This is a genomic window from Exiguobacterium sp. QJM3NY_9 (genome assembly GCF_056173545.1).
The window spans coordinates 2,658,473-2,672,763 of sequence record NZ_CM149679.1 but is presented as its reverse complement, the minus strand read 5'-3'; the positions used below and the strand labels follow the sequence as shown (position 1 = coordinate 2,672,763).

The 14,291-nt window shown below is 49.3% G+C and carries 12 protein-coding genes and 1 pseudogene; 7 read left to right on the top strand and 6 right to left on the bottom strand.

The features are described 5' to 3' along the window. The first annotated feature begins 11 nt into the window (after window positions 1–11). The gene (locus AC0VYQ_RS13550; protein WP_159173323.1) at window positions 12–794 is read left to right on the top strand and encodes a flagellar hook-basal body protein; all 783 of its coding nucleotides are present in this window, start codon (window positions 12–14) and stop codon (window positions 792–794) included. A 57-nt stretch (window positions 795–851) separates the two neighbouring features. Here the strand turns inward: AC0VYQ_RS13550 and AC0VYQ_RS13545 are convergent, their stop codons facing one another. Together AC0VYQ_RS13545 and AC0VYQ_RS13540 are read right to left on the bottom strand one after the other, a co-directional pair. After that, window positions 852–1,712, bottom strand: a complete 861-nt coding sequence (locus AC0VYQ_RS13545; protein ID WP_475403796.1) for an NAD(P)-dependent oxidoreductase — start codon at window positions 1,710–1,712, stop codon at window positions 852–854. Between the two features lie 183 nt (window positions 1,713–1,895). Next, window positions 1,896–4,442 (bottom strand): ATP-binding protein, encoded by a 2,547-nt coding sequence (locus AC0VYQ_RS13540; protein WP_475403795.1) that lies wholly within the window; start codon window positions 4,440–4,442, stop codon window positions 1,896–1,898. Window positions 4,443–4,671: 229 nt separating this feature from the next. On the opposite strand from AC0VYQ_RS13540, the gene AC0VYQ_RS13535 reads away from it, so the two are divergent. After that, window positions 4,672–5,829, top strand: a complete 1,158-nt coding sequence (locus tag AC0VYQ_RS13535; protein WP_475403794.1) for an AI-2E family transporter — start codon at window positions 4,672–4,674, stop codon at window positions 5,827–5,829. 73 nt (window positions 5,830–5,902) lie between these two features. After that, window positions 5,903–6,226, top strand: a complete 324-nt coding sequence (locus AC0VYQ_RS13530; RefSeq protein WP_475403793.1) for a winged helix-turn-helix transcriptional regulator — start codon at window positions 5,903–5,905, stop codon at window positions 6,224–6,226. Between the two features lie 208 nt (window positions 6,227–6,434). Here AC0VYQ_RS13530 and AC0VYQ_RS13525 read toward each other — a convergent pair. The 3 genes and pseudogenes from AC0VYQ_RS13525 to AC0VYQ_RS13515 form a co-directional block, all read right to left on the bottom strand. After that, a pseudogene (locus tag AC0VYQ_RS13525) lies at window positions 6,435–6,755 on the bottom strand (helix-turn-helix domain-containing protein); the annotation flags it as partial. Window positions 6,756–6,883: 128 nt separating this feature from the next. Next, complete coding sequence (locus AC0VYQ_RS13520) at window positions 6,884–7,816, bottom strand: class F sortase (RefSeq protein WP_475403792.1); 933 nt, start codon at window positions 7,814–7,816, stop codon at window positions 6,884–6,886. Window positions 7,817–7,906: 90 nt separating this feature from the next. After that, window positions 7,907–9,277 carry a copper amine oxidase gene (locus AC0VYQ_RS13515; RefSeq protein WP_475403791.1) on the bottom strand — a complete coding sequence of 457 codons (1,371 nt, stop codon included), beginning with the start codon at window positions 9,275–9,277 and terminating at the stop codon, window positions 7,907–7,909. Between the two features lie 395 nt (window positions 9,278–9,672). Between AC0VYQ_RS13515 and AC0VYQ_RS13510 the strand changes: the two genes are divergently transcribed. The 3 genes from AC0VYQ_RS13510 to AC0VYQ_RS13500 are packed head-to-tail and all read left to right on the top strand — an operon-like array spanning window position 9,673 to window position 10,851. Next, entirely contained in the window at window positions 9,673–9,972 is a 300-nt protein-coding gene (locus AC0VYQ_RS13510; protein ID WP_214766939.1) for a DNA-directed RNA polymerase subunit beta, read from the top strand. 26 nt (window positions 9,973–9,998) lie between these two features. Next, window positions 9,999–10,421 (top strand): 3-hydroxyacyl-ACP dehydratase FabZ, encoded by a 423-nt coding sequence (gene fabZ / locus AC0VYQ_RS13505; protein WP_012371522.1) that lies wholly within the window; start codon window positions 9,999–10,001, stop codon window positions 10,419–10,421. A 7-nt stretch (window positions 10,422–10,428) separates the two neighbouring features. Then, window positions 10,429–10,851 (top strand): hypothetical protein, encoded by a 423-nt coding sequence (locus tag AC0VYQ_RS13500; RefSeq protein WP_088837943.1) that lies wholly within the window; start codon window positions 10,429–10,431, stop codon window positions 10,849–10,851. Between the two features lie 337 nt (window positions 10,852–11,188). On the opposite strand, the gene AC0VYQ_RS13495 is transcribed toward AC0VYQ_RS13500, so the two are convergent. Next, window positions 11,189–12,751, bottom strand: coding sequence for a S8 family peptidase (locus AC0VYQ_RS13495; RefSeq protein ID WP_475403790.1), 1,563 nt, complete (start codon window positions 12,749–12,751; stop codon window positions 11,189–11,191). Between the two features lie 150 nt (window positions 12,752–12,901). Here AC0VYQ_RS13495 and AC0VYQ_RS13490 point away from each other — a divergent pair, with 150 nt between their 5' ends. Beyond that, the gene (locus tag AC0VYQ_RS13490; protein WP_475403789.1) at window positions 12,902–14,236 is read left to right on the top strand and encodes an SdrD B-like domain-containing protein; all 1,335 of its coding nucleotides are present in this window, start codon (window positions 12,902–12,904) and stop codon (window positions 14,234–14,236) included. Window positions 14,237–14,291 lie beyond the last annotated feature (55 nt).

Genomic DNA, 14,291 nt, shown 5'->3' with positions numbered 1-14,291 from the left:
AGGAGGAAGTCATGCAATCACTTTATACATCAGCCAGTACGATGGCTCAATTACAAAAACAACTCGATACGACCGGGCATAATCTCGCGAATGCGAACACGAACGGCTACAAGCGTCGTGATGCACAGTTCAATGAGTTACTCGTCCGCAACATCAGCAACACACCGGGCGGCTTGGAAACAGGTCCTTTGACGACGCCGGTTGATCTTCGTCTTGGTGTCGGTGGGTATGTCGCGAACGAAGCGACACGTTTTACCGTCGGTGCTTTTCAAACGACCGGACGGAATTTGGATGCGGCACTCGGTAATCCGCATCACTTCTTTGGTGTCATCGATGCAGACGGTGTGACGAAATTCACGCGGGACGGCAACTTTGAGTTATCACCGCAAGGCAACGGACAGATGTTGTTGACGGATGATGCGGGACGCTCCGTCATCAATCAAGCGAACGATGCCATCACCTTACCGGAAAATGCGACGGCGATTGAGCTGAACAAAGATGGCAATATCACAGGTGTCCTTAACGGAGAACGTCGTGTCCTTGCCCGCATCGGTGTCGCGGATATTCCGAACCATGGCGAGTTGACGGATGTCGGCGGTGGACTCTATACGGCGACCGGGCAATATCAAAATGCTCAAGGGAACCCGTTGACGGTCGGGACGCTCGAGTCCTCGAACGTCGACATGGGGACGGAAATGACGAACTTGACGCAAATTCAACGCGCCTATCAGTTTAATTCGAAAGCTTTGATGACGACCGATCAGATGATGGGAATCGTCACATCACTCAAATAACGCATCTGCTAAAAGCCGCGCCTTCCGGAATCCGGAAGGCGCGGCTTTCTGATGGAGTCATTTTTTTAAGCTCAGGTAGACCGCTGCCATATCTAAATCGGCTTGGTCTCCCGTGTTCGCCTGTTCATACTGTTCATGTGCTGCTTCTGCCAGCGGTAAACGTAACGTGTACCGTTTCGCGGCGTCCGTGATCAACCCCAAATCCTTCGCCATCAACCGAAGCGGGAAAGCAGGGGGGAACTCTTCTGTTCGGTACATGTCCTGTTTGCCTTGGAAGAGTGGTGTATTCATGCCGGACAAAGAAATCATCTGGATGAGTTTTTCTTTGTCGAGCCCGGCCGCTTCTCCGAGCAGGAACGTTTCAGCAAGTCCTTCACCGACGATGCCGAGCAGGAGATTGATTGCAAGTTTTGCTGAGCTGCCTGTTCCGTGGTCACCGAAATGGATACTTTCTTTACCGAGAACACCGAGATACGGCCGGCATGTCGCAAGTGTCTGTTTGTCACCACCGACGAGCATGACGAGCTGGCCGGCTTCTGCGACACCGACTGAACCAGAGACGGGAGACTCGAGATAGGCGGCACCGGCGCGTTCGATAAGTTGCGCTGCCTGTGTTGATTCCTCGGACGAAATCGTACTCAAGTTGACGACGATTTTGTCCGTCAAGTCGCTTGCGAGCAGCCCGTCTGTTTCGTGAAGGACATGATCGATCGCTTTTCCGTCTGCGAGCATGATGAAGATGATGTCCGACTGTTCGACCAGTTCGCGTGGTGAGCGTAGCGACGTTGCCCCTTCCGCGACGAGCGGTGCTGTCTTACTTTCTGTTCGATTATAGACGTGTAACGGGTGTCCGGCGCGGCGAAGACGTAACGCCATTGGGATACCCATATGACCTAATCCTATCCAACCAAGTTGCATCTGTCTGATTCCTCCTGTATGTGTAGAGTCGCTTTAGCTATTCCCTTTTAGAACCTTATGTTAAACGCGACGTAAGCGGCGTTCTTCTTACTGGAAGCCCGCGTTTCACCCGTCCTTGACGGAACCTGAACACGGGACCGAGCAAAAAAAAACCCCGCGCCTTAGTGGACACGGGGTAAAGACTCATTCAGTTTCGTACGTCAAGATGGTGGAAATGACAGCGACCGGAAAACGAATCGTAAAGGTCGAGCCGACACCGACGGTCGATTCAACATCAATCGTTCCGTTATGGTGTTTGACGATTTCCTTACAAATCGATAGACCGAGACCCGTTCCACCGATTTTGCGTGTCTCTGAGTTGTCGACTCGGTAAAACTTATCGAACAACTTCGACATCGCTTCTTGCGGGATGCCCATTCCTTCGTCGCGAATCTTGATTTCAGCGAAACCATCCTGATTTTGGACTTCGATTGAAACCGTTCCGCCGTCAGGAGAATACTTGATGGCGTTACTGAGTAGGTTGTTTAAGAGCTGTTTAATCTTTTCGCTATCGGCGTCAATCATGATCGGTCCGTTACCTGCGAACGCTAACGTATGTGTCGTGTGCGAGGCACCATAGAAGTCGGTCACGTCATTTGCGAGTTCGACGATGTCGAACGTCGACATCTGATAACGTTGCTCACTCGATTCCATACGCTGGACGTCGAGGAAGTCGTTGACGAGGGTCGTCAGGCGACCTGTTTCCGAATGAATCGTCTGCAAGTACTTTAGCTGACGTTCTTCTTCAAATGATTTGTTGAGCATCAATTCCGTGAAACCGTAAATTGATGAGAGCGGAGTCCGAAGTTCGTGCGAGACGGTCGAGACGAACTCTTCTTTCATCCGGTCCGACTCCGTTTCTTTCGTGACATCCCGTAAGACGAGCATCGTTCCGACCCAAACGTTATTGATTTGAATCTTCTCGGCGTAAATTTGGATATAGGCACTGCGCGCGCGAATCGAGACGACGAGACTATCCTTCGGCAAGTTCTGCTCGACGATTTGTTCGATGTATTGTTCGAACGGTTCTGCTTCATCGATGATGGAAGACAAGGCGGACATCGCTTGACGGAAAGAGGAAAGATTACTTTCATCCTGATGTTCCGTCTGAATTTCCGGGAACAGCTTCATCAACGGTTCGTTGACGAGCAGTTCATCTGATTCATGTTCGATGTAGACGACGGCTTCCCGGATCGAGTTCAACAATTGTCCGGTTTTGTTCTTTTCATGAATCATTTTTTCGTAAATCCCCATCCGCATCAACGAAAGTGAGAGCTGGTGCGAGAAGGAAAGGATATCGCTCATCTGCTCCGGCGTGAAGGCGTCACGGTACCGGACGAGATAGATGCAGGCGATGATTTTTTCTTCATTCGGATCAAGGATCGGCACGGCGACTTCATACATGTAGTACGGATACGGAAGCGGACTTTCGTGTGCGACCTGTTTAGACGAGTGCACCGGACGTTTTAAGACACGCGCCCGGTGGAACAACGATTGATCTTCGTGGATCAGTTGTTCGACCATATCAGGGGTCATCCCGTATTCAATCGTCGAGCGGACATCGTGTTGATCGAGGAACAGCAAGGCTCCGATTTCCGAGTGGGTGATTGAGACGAGCTTCTCGATGATTTCCGGATACGCCGTCAATGTTTCACGGGATGCGAGCGTCTCCGTCAGTTCATTACGATATTTTAGATGTTGTTCGCTTTGCAGGGTGATTTCGAGTGCTTCTTCGAGTTCTTCCTGCTGCGCCTGCAACTCTTCCTGCTGCGCAACGAGTTCCTCTTGTTGTGCTTGCAACTCTTCATTCTTCGCCAGCATATGGACTTTATTATCCGCAATCGATGCTGCCATTTGATTGAAGGACGCGGTTAACGTGTGTAATTCATCGCGTCGTCTCGGTAAGGGAAGTTCTTTGACGTCTTCACCACTTGCGAGTTGTGCACTGTCCCGAGACAACGAATTAATTTGTTTCGTCACCCGGTTGATGAATGGGCGGACGAGTAAGACAAGAATGATGACGAGGACAAGCAGGTTTGACAGCCAAATGAACTGGGCGATGCGCATTTCATTAAGCAAGCTGGCCTTTGCTTCATCTTCTTCAGTCTGAATGAGGTTTAAATAGTTTGTCAGCAAGGCTTCGATTCCAGCCGTATCGGCTTCACCGTCAATTTGACTGTTTGAGCCTTTTAGCGTTCCGTCAGAATTGAATAATTCGCTCCCGTTCGAAAGCGAAGCGAGCGTTTTCGGATCAACGAACTGCTCGTCGACCGAGCCTTCCTGTTTTTGTTCCACGTATTGACGTAACAAGGGGACGGCAGTACCGAAATAATCGTCATATAAGTTTCTCGTCGCAGTTGCATATTGATCGCCTTGTGTATAGATGGCGTTTTGCTCGAACCAGGTCGTCAAGCGGTTAATTTCATCTTGATTCGTTTTGACGGCATTGAGCATTTCAGGGGTTCCAAACAAGAGGTATGATTTTACATTGCTCTGTGCAGCGGACCATTCGTATGCCAACGCGTTCGCATTCGTTCTTCGTTCACGTAAGTCATCGAATGTCGCATCGGTTTGACTGATTTTTTGTTCAGTATACGTATAGACGATAGCGGATGTGATGCTGAGTGCGATAAAGACCGCGTAAAAAGCAAACATCAATTGGCGACCAATCTTTTGATTAATCCATTTCACGTTCGAATCCTCCATATTCTTTTGTATATGTACGTAAATGCGTGAAGACATATGTAAATTTTACTCTGCTTGTTAGCAGTCATCAAATTTTAACACGCAAAGATGTAAAATAAATATTATATTTAGATGACGGTCCAGCTTATTTTTTTGCAGGAGGATTAGAAGCGGTCAGATAAAGGAAAACTAACTGAGTGAAAGCTATCATTATTACGTATGAGGAAGTGACAGAATGCAAAAAATGTTTGAAAACAAGTGGTATCGTGGCGCCTGGTGGGTCATGACGCTACTCGTCATCGTCTGGGTCGGCAATCACGTGACCTTTTTATTTCGTCCACTCGCCATACTCGGGCAAATGGTCGTCCCGCCGCTTGCAATCGCGGGGATTCTCTATTACGTCCTTTTGCCGATCGTCGAGATGCTTGAGAAGAAGATGAGTCGGCGTCCCGCAGTGATGGTCGTCTTGTTCGGATTGATTGGAATCATGACGACACTTGGATTTATCTTCGGTCCATCCTTATCGAAACAAATCAGTGAGTTCGTCAATTCGATTCCGAACCTCGCGACGGAATTTCAGCGCCAACTCGTCGAAGTTCGGAGTCAGCTTGAAAACAGCAGCATCTTTTCTCGCTTCGTCGGGGGACCGGACGACTTGTTCGATAAATTCTCGACGAATCTCTCCGAATATGCGTCATCGTTCTTAAAAAATGTCGGGGCAGGGGTCGGTGGGTTCGTCAGCTTAATCACGACGACCGTCATCACGATCATCATCATTCCGATCATGTTGATTTATATGTTGTTAGACGGTCATAAGCTAAAAGGCAATTTGGTTAACATGATGCCGTTTGAATTTCATAAAGAAACGAAAAAAATCTTGGAAGATGTCCATGAAACGATCATGAGCTATATCCGGGGGCAGGTCATCGTCAGTATCGGTGTTGGTGTCATCGCCTACATCGGATACCTCTTCATCGGCATCGACTATGCGATTTTGTTAGCGATGTTTGCGACATTGACGAACATCATTCCGTTTCTTGGACCAGTCATCGGTGTCATACCGGCCTTGATCGTCGGTTTTATCCAGGATCCGATTCTTGCAATCTATGCCATCATTGTCATGACGGTCGCGCAACAAATCGATTCGCACATCATGTCACCACTCGTTCAAGGAAGGACGCTTGATGTTCACCCGTTGACGATCATCATCGTCCTGCTTGTCGCAGGGAACATCGCCGGCTTCTTCGGGGTCCTACTCGGGGTTCCGTTTTATGCCGTCATGAAAGTCATCATTCTTAACTTGCAACGTCTCTACCATCTCCGGACACAAAAGAAGATGGTCATCACGGATGAGGAAAAGACGTTCGATACCATCATCACAAAAAAAGAATGACTTTTTGAATTATTAACGTCGTTCCTTCATACTAAAGAAGCAGTCTGATGTGTTAGGAAAGGGGTAGTGACAGATGGATCAACGTCAAACAGAAGAACAAGCCGATTTATTAGCCCTGCAAAAGTTTCAGCATAACTTCGAGAACAGCCTAAAGTCGAGCGTCATCTACATTTTACGGGATGGGGCGCTGACGATTGGTGAGATTGAACAGCGAATCGATCAGTCACACGGTCAGATTTTAGAGCAACTTCAAGAGTTGATTGAAGATGGACTCGTGATTCAGCAAATGTCAGAAAAAGTTGATGGATTAGCTTACTTTTTGACAGTTCCAGGAGAAGATTTAATCAGACAATTTAAAGAGTCCATCAAATGGAGTAAACAACATATCACCTATTAATGAATAGAGATGGTCTTTCCCTGAGTGTTTGCTCGGGGATTTTTTGATATGTCATCAGTAAGGAATGGAAGAGTTGAACTACCTCCACCTACGCTTCACTTAGAGGTGGAGGATTCCTGGGTGATCCGACCTAACGATCGAAAATTGATCAGGCTACCCTGTCGTCCCGACGGTTGAAGAAGCTAAGAGGCGTTCAGCTTCTTGTTTGAGGTTCAGTCCTGCGTTTACATCGCGGTCGTTCGTTCTGCTTCTTGAAGAAGCGATCATACGCATCGGTCAGGTATTTGACGCTCGTTTGCACAGATGTGCTATCGACTTCTTTCAGCCAATCGAACTCTTGCTTCAGCATCGGGATTTCTTTCGAACAAGAACCGTAAGACAGTTCTTTACCTGTCGCTTTATACATCTCATCCCACTTCGCTATGAAGTAGTTGAAGACGAAGCGCGAACAACCAATGGTCTTCGCGATCAGGATTTCCTGCTCTTTTGTCGGGTATATTCTGAATTTGTAAGCCTTGTTTATCAACATGATGTTCACCTTCTTGTAAAATAATATACGACGGCGTCTGGTGACAAACAATTACGGATTGCTCTGAACGAAAAAGCAGACTAAAAATATCTTACGCTCGATTTGAACGTAAGATCTTTTTGCTGTGCTTATTTTTGCGTGACACTAAACGCTTCTGGTGACTCGATGCCTGCTTTATTGACGGCCGTAATGATGAAGCGACCTGTCGCATCTTCCGGAAGCGGGAACGCTTTCCGTTCAATCGATTCCGTTGAACCGAGTTTTTTCCGTTTCCCATCTTGTTCTTGATAGATGTTATAAGTCACGACTTCATCGTCTTTTGAGGCATACCAGTTCACGAAGCCACCACTGATGCGGACATTCGTTGCTGATTTTGGTGGTGTGTTGACGGGATCAGATGCTTTCTCATCAAGCTCGGTGAACACAACGAGCCGGTTGTCGTACGTCCCTGCATTTTGGTCGTACGTACCAATACACGTAATTAAGTTTAAGTTACGGGTGTCGGCAGCACCGAAGATTTTTTCGAGTGGGGCATCGAGGTGATCGTACTCGACGAGTTTCTTGACACGGAAGACGAGCAGGCGTCCAGACTCATCTTTGATTTTGATGGCGTCACCTTTTTTAAGTTCATGCAGCTTGTAAAAGACGGCAGGACCGGTTTTCGTATCTGTATGTCCGTCGATGACGGCATTGCCGACGTCCCCTGGTCGTGGTCCGAATTTATACCATCCGACCTGTTGTTCATCTTTGGGTGTCCCCATCGCCCCTTTTTTATCGAGACCGACTTGTTCGATGTTCGTTTTGACGTCGAGTGCGTCGATCGTCAACGTCTTCGGGAGTTCGACTTCATTGGTTGAGAGGGACTTAAATTCTTTTTTAAAGATTTCGGATGGCTTGAGTGGATCCTCCTTCGTCTCGGAAGAAGCCGCGGATTGTGAATCAGCCGTACCTTGCGTGATGTTCGTTTCTGTGTCGTTCGTGTTTCCGAATAATAAGAAAATCAGTGTGCCGACTGAAGCGAGCATCAGGACGATACTGATCGGTAATAACCATTTTTTCAAAACACGTCACTCCTTTCCGAGAGGAAGACCTCTCTATGTAAGAAAAAGGATAGTGCCGAGGGCGCTATCCTTTTTAGTATACCCGAATTCTTATGCGTTTTGACGTTTACGTGCCACGACGATTCCAGCTGCACCGAGTGCAAGACCGAAGAGTGCAAGTGCACCTGTTGTTGCGTTGTTGCTTGTGTCGCTCATGCCGCCGTTACCTGTGTTCGGCATTGAACCTGGTGTACCGTCCATGAATTTCTCAGGAGATTGCATGACGATCGCGTTACCGAGGTTTTCACCGACACCGTACATGTAAGCATATGACTCGCGGAACGTGTCGACTGATCCTTTGTAGTCGCCTTCCGTGTACTGCATGAACGTGTCTTGGACATATGTTTCATGGCCAGCGACCGCTTCAGTTGCTGCTTTCGTCGGAAGGTTTTCTTCCGTTGCTGCTCCGAGGAACGCACCGAAGTCGTTCGTGAACATTTTGAGCATGTCTTGTGCGTCACCCATCATTTTTTTATCATCGTTGATGGCTGCTGTGACAAGGTTCGCTTGTGCTTCGATGTGGTTTTTCGTCCAGACTTGCTCGAACTGATCCGCACCGGCTTGACCGTAGATCGATTTGATCGCGGCTTTGAAGTCAGCTGTGTGCATGTCTTCCGCCCAGTTTGCAGCATCGTAGTCTTTCGCTTGATCGACGCCTGCCGTCATGCTGAGGTTCGCAAGAGCGACGTGTTCAGCAGCGAGGCTGTTGAGTGTTGACCGGAGGTCAGCGGCTTTCGTATCAGCTTTCGAGTTATCGAATTTCTCAGGCATCTGTGTTGTGATGGCGACTGAGAGTGCTTTCGAGATGTCATACATGCGGCTGTATCCTTCACGGAACGTGTTGTACGATCCTTCGTAGTCGCCTGCTGCATACTCTTGGAATGTTTTGTAGACGTCCGCTTCGTGAGCACGAAGGACTTCTTCAGCTGCTTCCTTCGGAAGTTCGCCTTCTGTCGCAGCGTCGAGGAATGTCGAGAGATCCTGGACGAATTCTTCTGTCTCGGCTTTCGAAGCGTTGATGCCTTCCTGGTCATCCGCTTTGACGGCTTTGACGAGGTCCGTTGTGTATTTGTTGTGGTCGACGAAGATTTTTTCGAATTGTTTCGCGCCTTCGTCGCCATAGACTGAAGCGATTGCCGGTGTCATGTCGAGTGCGTTCTGTTTGAGTGCTGCTTCATAATACTCAGCATCTTTTGAACCGTCATATTGTTTTTTCATGTCCATGACAGCAAGCACGAAGTGCTCAGAAAGTAATTGGTCGAGTGTCGCACGAAGATCTGCTGCTTTTGTTTTGACCGTGACGTTTTTTGCTTTGTCCTCATGCATCATGTCGTCTGAACCGCCTGATGCGAACGCCGCCGTTCCTGGTAATACGAGTGCTGCTGCCATTGCTGATGCTGCGAATTTTTTAGTGTGTTTCATCTGTAATCATTCCTCTCAGTTTTTAGTGGTTTTGGTAGTTTCTGTTTCATCCTTCTGAAGAGCCTACGAAGGAGTGAGGCATTTGGATTTAAAAAAGTTGAAGAAATCTTAAAACGTAATTTTGATGCGTTTCAGTAGTCGTTCTGTTTGCCGTTCTGTGTAGCTTACGCACAAGGGGATGAATTGGATTTAAAATTTGTGAAAGAATATCGAAAAATATGGGAAAGTGTTTTTTCTTTCCTTATATACACAATGCGAAATTTTTTTATATGTTGTTTGATTCCTCATGTTACACTTGGAAAAAGAGCAAACTTGTAGCTAAATCGGAATTATTTAATACCAGGTACTAATATGCTATACTGTTCTTTAGACTGACTCAATGAAAGGTGATCAAGATGGTACAAAACCAAGCAGGAACGGGTCAACCGACACGTGAACGTCTGAAGCGGCATCAAAAAGAGCCGAATCAGGAACATCAAGAAAACCCGGAGCAGAAGCAGCGTAAACGTCTTCGTGAGTATTCTTCTCGTCGAGTACCGATTCTTGTACGACTATTGATCGTATTGGTTCTCGTCGCGATTGCACTCGTCGTAGGCGCGATGGTTGGGTACGCGACGTTTGGTGGTGGCGAAGCGATGGATGTATTGAAGCTCGATACGTGGACCCGCATCACCGATTTTTGGATGAAAGCTTAGATTAATCAGTGATTGGAGCTGTAGATATGTATACGATTGAACAGATAAAAGAAGTGATTCCGCACCGTTACCCGTTTTTACTCGTTGACCGGATTCTTGAAGTCGAGGAAGGTAAACGAGCGGTCGGCATCAAGAACGTCACGGCGAATGAAGAATTCTTCAATGGCCATTTTCCGGATTACAACGTCATGCCTGGCGTACTGATCGTCGAGGCGTTAGCGCAAGTCGGTGCATTCGCTGTACTAAAAATGGAACAAAACCAAGGGAAACTCGCATTTTTCGCAGGTATTGAAAATTGCCGTTTCAAACGTCAAGTCGTACCCGGTGATCAGCTCCGACTGGAAGTCGAATTGACGAAACTGCGTGGACCGATCGGTAAAGGGCGTGCTACAGCTACGGTCGATGGGGAAGTCGCCTGTACTGCTGAACTAACTTTCGCGATTAAGTGACCTTCTGATGAAACGCTGGTTGATCCCCCTTGCTATATCCTTACTCATCATTCCGGGTTGTCAGCGTGCTGACGTGGTGAAGACGGCTTCCCCGACGGTCTTCATTGATCCTGTCAAACGTGCCGGACAAACGGAAAACATTTCCGCTCAAGTCTCCTTGACGGAAAAGGACCGGATGCGCTTGACGATTCGAACGGCGAATGACATTCGTCTTGACGATCAACAAGTCGATATCCGACTCGATGTCGCCAATCAATCGATTCCGTTCCCGTTCGTCTCGTTCGAAGCGAAGAAGATGGGCGAAGTTCGGACCTATACGGCAGATACGACGATTGAAGAGGATATCTTTGATGAAGAACGACTCCCTGTGCTGATTATTGATGCGGGAGCTGGGCGTGGCATTGAGATTCCGCTTGAAATCGTCCGCTAAAAAAGCAGGACGTCTCTTATTTTTTAAAGAGACGACCTGCTTTGGTCTTGTAGACAAAGTGATAGCGGTTAATCCAAGATTCTTCCCTTTTAGTTGCTTCCCTTGGTCTCGATCGCCTCTAACGAGTGGCTCTCCTTTTCATTTTTTCATGTATGTCTTAGCTACGCATCAGGACGTCAGGACCGAGAAGAATTGATATAGAAAACGCCGATGAATCCGTATGATAAACGGAATCATCGGCGTTTTTGCGCATAGGGTGTGGAGCGGTCACCCTCGATTCTTGCGAGAAAAGGAGACTAGGATTGATTGTAGTCTGACTTACGAGTCAACCTTTTTTTCATTTGACGGCTTGGATGGCACGGGCGGCGTCCAATCGACCGTAACCGTAAATGGTGTCGTAGCCTTTCTGACCAAGATCTTTTGCGGACAGCTTCAGGAGACGCTCGACCTCGGTCGCGCTTAGCGTCGGTTTTAAGCTAACTAACAAACTCGCGACAGCTGCGACGTGTGGAGTTGCCATCGAGGTTCCACTCGCGAATGCTAACTCGCCGTCACCGATGTAACTTGGAATCTCGACGCCCGGTGCGACAAGGTCAAGTCCTGTGCCATAGTTCGAAAAGGAGGCACGGACATCACGGCGGTCGGTTGCCCCGACCGAGATGACATATTTCGAACGGGACGGGTACGCGAGCGTACGTTTTGCTTCGTTTCCAGAAGCAGCAACGATGATGACGTTTTTCTTATGGGCATAAGTGATGGCATCTTCGAGCGCTTTTGAAGACGACGGCATGCCGAGACTGAGATTGATGACCTTGGCACCACTCTTGACGGCATGAAGGATGCCACGGACGAGGTTCGAAGTCGTTCCTTCACCGTTGCCGTCGAGCACTCTGATCGGGATGATTGAAGCTTTCGGATTGATGCCCGTCATGCCGTAGGTGTTGTTGCCGGTCGCGGCGATGATGCCTGCGACGTGTGTCCCGTGGCCTTGTTCATCGAGGACATATTTGGTCTTACGGACGAAATCGTATCCGAGATCGGTCCGGACGCGACCGGAAAAGTCGGCATAGGATGCATTGACGCCCGTATCGATGACGGCGACGAGTGTCGTCTTCAACGGTTTTGATTGGATGAATTTCTGCATCGCCGAAAAGCCGATGTCGGCTCCGATTTTACCTTGACGTTGTCCTGTGTTATCGAGCGACCATTGGTATTTCTTGAAGACGTCACCCGAGCTATGGACGGTCTGATCGTATTCGACGAAGGCGATCGCGGACGATGCAAGGAGCCGGTCCTTGGCACGTTGCGCCTGTTTCGGCGTAGCGAAGGTCAGCCGTTCGAGTTGGAGTTCGTCAGCAAGTAAAGCACGCGACGTGACGCCGAGCGTCTTGAATAAGGATTGTTTCAGACTGCCCCCACGCTTCGTCTTGACGATCAAGCTTTTTGCTGCGGCCTGACTTGTGCTTGATTTCATCGGCAGGAGGGGGGCTAACGTCCGCAAGTGGATCGGCACGGTAAATGTTTTTCCGGGTGTCCCCTGCAGGACGAGGTATTGGCGCTTGTTCCAACTGAGTGGGAAAATCAGGGCATTGTTTAAGATTTGATCGTACCGTGGATAGGTTTGTCCGTTGACGAAATCAGCGTATGTCGAAAAGACGGAAGCGTCGAACGAGCGGGTCGTGTCGAACTCGATGTGTGTCGCACTTTTCGTATAGGCGCTGGAATCAAAGTACCAGGCGGACAGACCCGTCCGGTCGAACGTTCCTTTGAGTTGTCCGGCTTTCGTTTTCGATGAAATCGTCGGGAGCTTGTGCGCTGTAGGAGGTGACGCGGCGTCGACCGTCGAAACAGGGAGTAACAGCGTTGCTGCAAGGAGAGGGTACAGTAAGGGTTTCATCATAAATCGCGACCTTCCGAAGTTAGTAGAGTTTCTCCTCTTAATATCGGTTCATTCAAACGGTTGTTGAATGCAACATTAACTGGTTTATTTTAGTGTAATTGTTTAAAATTTAGATAGTGCTTTTTAAGAAATGGAGTTGGACAATACATAATGAGAAAAATTGGGATAGTACTGCTCCTGCTAAGTCTGATGGGCGGGTGGCTGCACCCGGTCCGGGCGGACGAAGGGTGGGACGTGACAATCAGCGGAGCAGACCCGTATACCTTACAGTTCACGGGACAAGGGATCATTGACATCACGTCAGACGAGACGCTGACGTATGAAGGGGACGTGACCGGTCAAGCGCTCGACATCCAATCGACGCCAAGCGTGACGGTGAAGGCGAATCAACCGCCCCGGATCGTCGTCACGGAAGCAGCAAGCGGAAAATCAGTCGTCTTCGATTTGCGGACACCGGCAGAACCGGCAGGGGACGCGCCGGCGGACGCGGACGTCAACCTGGAAGACGAGGGACGACCGGAACCGACACCACCTGCCGTCACGGAAACGAAGATCGAACAACGCAAGGCGACAGGAACGGTCGAGGGGACGGTCTGGTATGACGAGAACGTCGACGGCGTCCGGCAAGACACGGAATCCCGGTTGAACGATGTGAGTGTCTTCTTATTGAATGCCCGGCAGGACGTCGTCGGGATGGACATCACACATGAAGGGCAGTACGTGTTTCAAGATGTCAAACCCGGTACATACACGCTCAAAATCGATGGCTATGACATCGGGCTCCAGACGTTCACGCCTAAAGGCGCGGGGGCGGACCGGATGAAGGATTCAGATGTCAATCAAGATGGCGTGACGACCTTGACGGTCACGGACCGCCGTCTCCAACGGGATGCCGGTTTGATCGCGGGCGAGGATGGGAGCACCGAGGCACATTTCATGACGGTGACGAACTTTTTTGATGCGGATCACGACACCGTCCCGTCAAAAAATGAGCAGTCGCTCCAAGCGACCTATACGTTGACCGATACGGCGACCGGCCGGACGACGCAGGAATACGCACGGGCGGGGCAAAAAGCACGGATGGTAGAACTGCCGTTAGGTTTCTATCGCTTAACAGTCGAACCACCGGCTGGCTATGCGGTCAAAGCGGTCTACGAAGTGACATTCCCTGACCCGGAGGCAGGACAGGCGATGATGCAAGCGACGACTGCTGACGCCGGCTTCAAGGCGACACATAAGCGCGTCCCGCTCAACGATCCGATCGATATGACACAAAACCGGCAAGGAACGGGACTCGTCGTGGCGTTGATTCAAGTCAAGCAAGTAAAACCCGTTCCCGTGAAGACGCCACCGGAACCGCGGCAGGAGCAAAAGCCGGCCGTTCCTATCTTACCGCAGGCAGGGGAAGACGACCCGTTCCCGTTTGCTGCGACAGGCGTCGGACTTGCCGTCGTCGGACTTTGGTTGATCGTCCGCCGCGGCTGACAAAAACCCTCCTGGAGTGAGTCCGTCCGGGAGGGTTTCTTGTGTGTGCATCGAT

Bases quoted from the DNA above. Each gene is read 5' to 3' on its own strand.
- AC0VYQ_RS13550 (WP_159173323.1), top strand. From the start codon at position 12: ATGCAATCACTTTATACATCAGCCAGTACGATGGCTCAATTACAAAAA.
- AC0VYQ_RS13545 (WP_475403796.1), bottom strand. From the start codon at position 1,712: ATGCAACTTGGTTGGATAGGATTAGGTCATATGGGTATCCCAATGGCG.
- AC0VYQ_RS13535 (WP_475403794.1), top strand. From the start codon at position 4,672: ATGCAAAAAATGTTTGAAAACAAGTGGTATCGTGGCGCCTGGTGGGTC.
- AC0VYQ_RS13530 (WP_475403793.1), top strand. From the start codon at position 5,903: ATGGATCAACGTCAAACAGAAGAACAAGCCGATTTATTAGCCCTGCAA.
- AC0VYQ_RS13515 (WP_475403791.1), bottom strand. From the start codon at position 9,277: ATGAAACACACTAAAAAATTCGCAGCATCAGCAATGGCAGCAGCACTC.
- AC0VYQ_RS13510 (WP_214766939.1), top strand. From the start codon at position 9,673: ATGGTACAAAACCAAGCAGGAACGGGTCAACCGACACGTGAACGTCTG.
- fabZ (WP_012371522.1), top strand. From the start codon at position 9,999: ATGTATACGATTGAACAGATAAAAGAAGTGATTCCGCACCGTTACCCG.
- AC0VYQ_RS13500 (WP_088837943.1), top strand. From the start codon at position 10,429: ATGAAACGCTGGTTGATCCCCCTTGCTATATCCTTACTCATCATTCCG.
- AC0VYQ_RS13495 (WP_475403790.1), bottom strand. From the start codon at position 12,751: ATGATGAAACCCTTACTGTACCCTCTCCTTGCAGCAACGCTGTTACTC.
- AC0VYQ_RS13490 (WP_475403789.1), top strand. From the start codon at position 12,902: ATGAGAAAAATTGGGATAGTACTGCTCCTGCTAAGTCTGATGGGCGGG.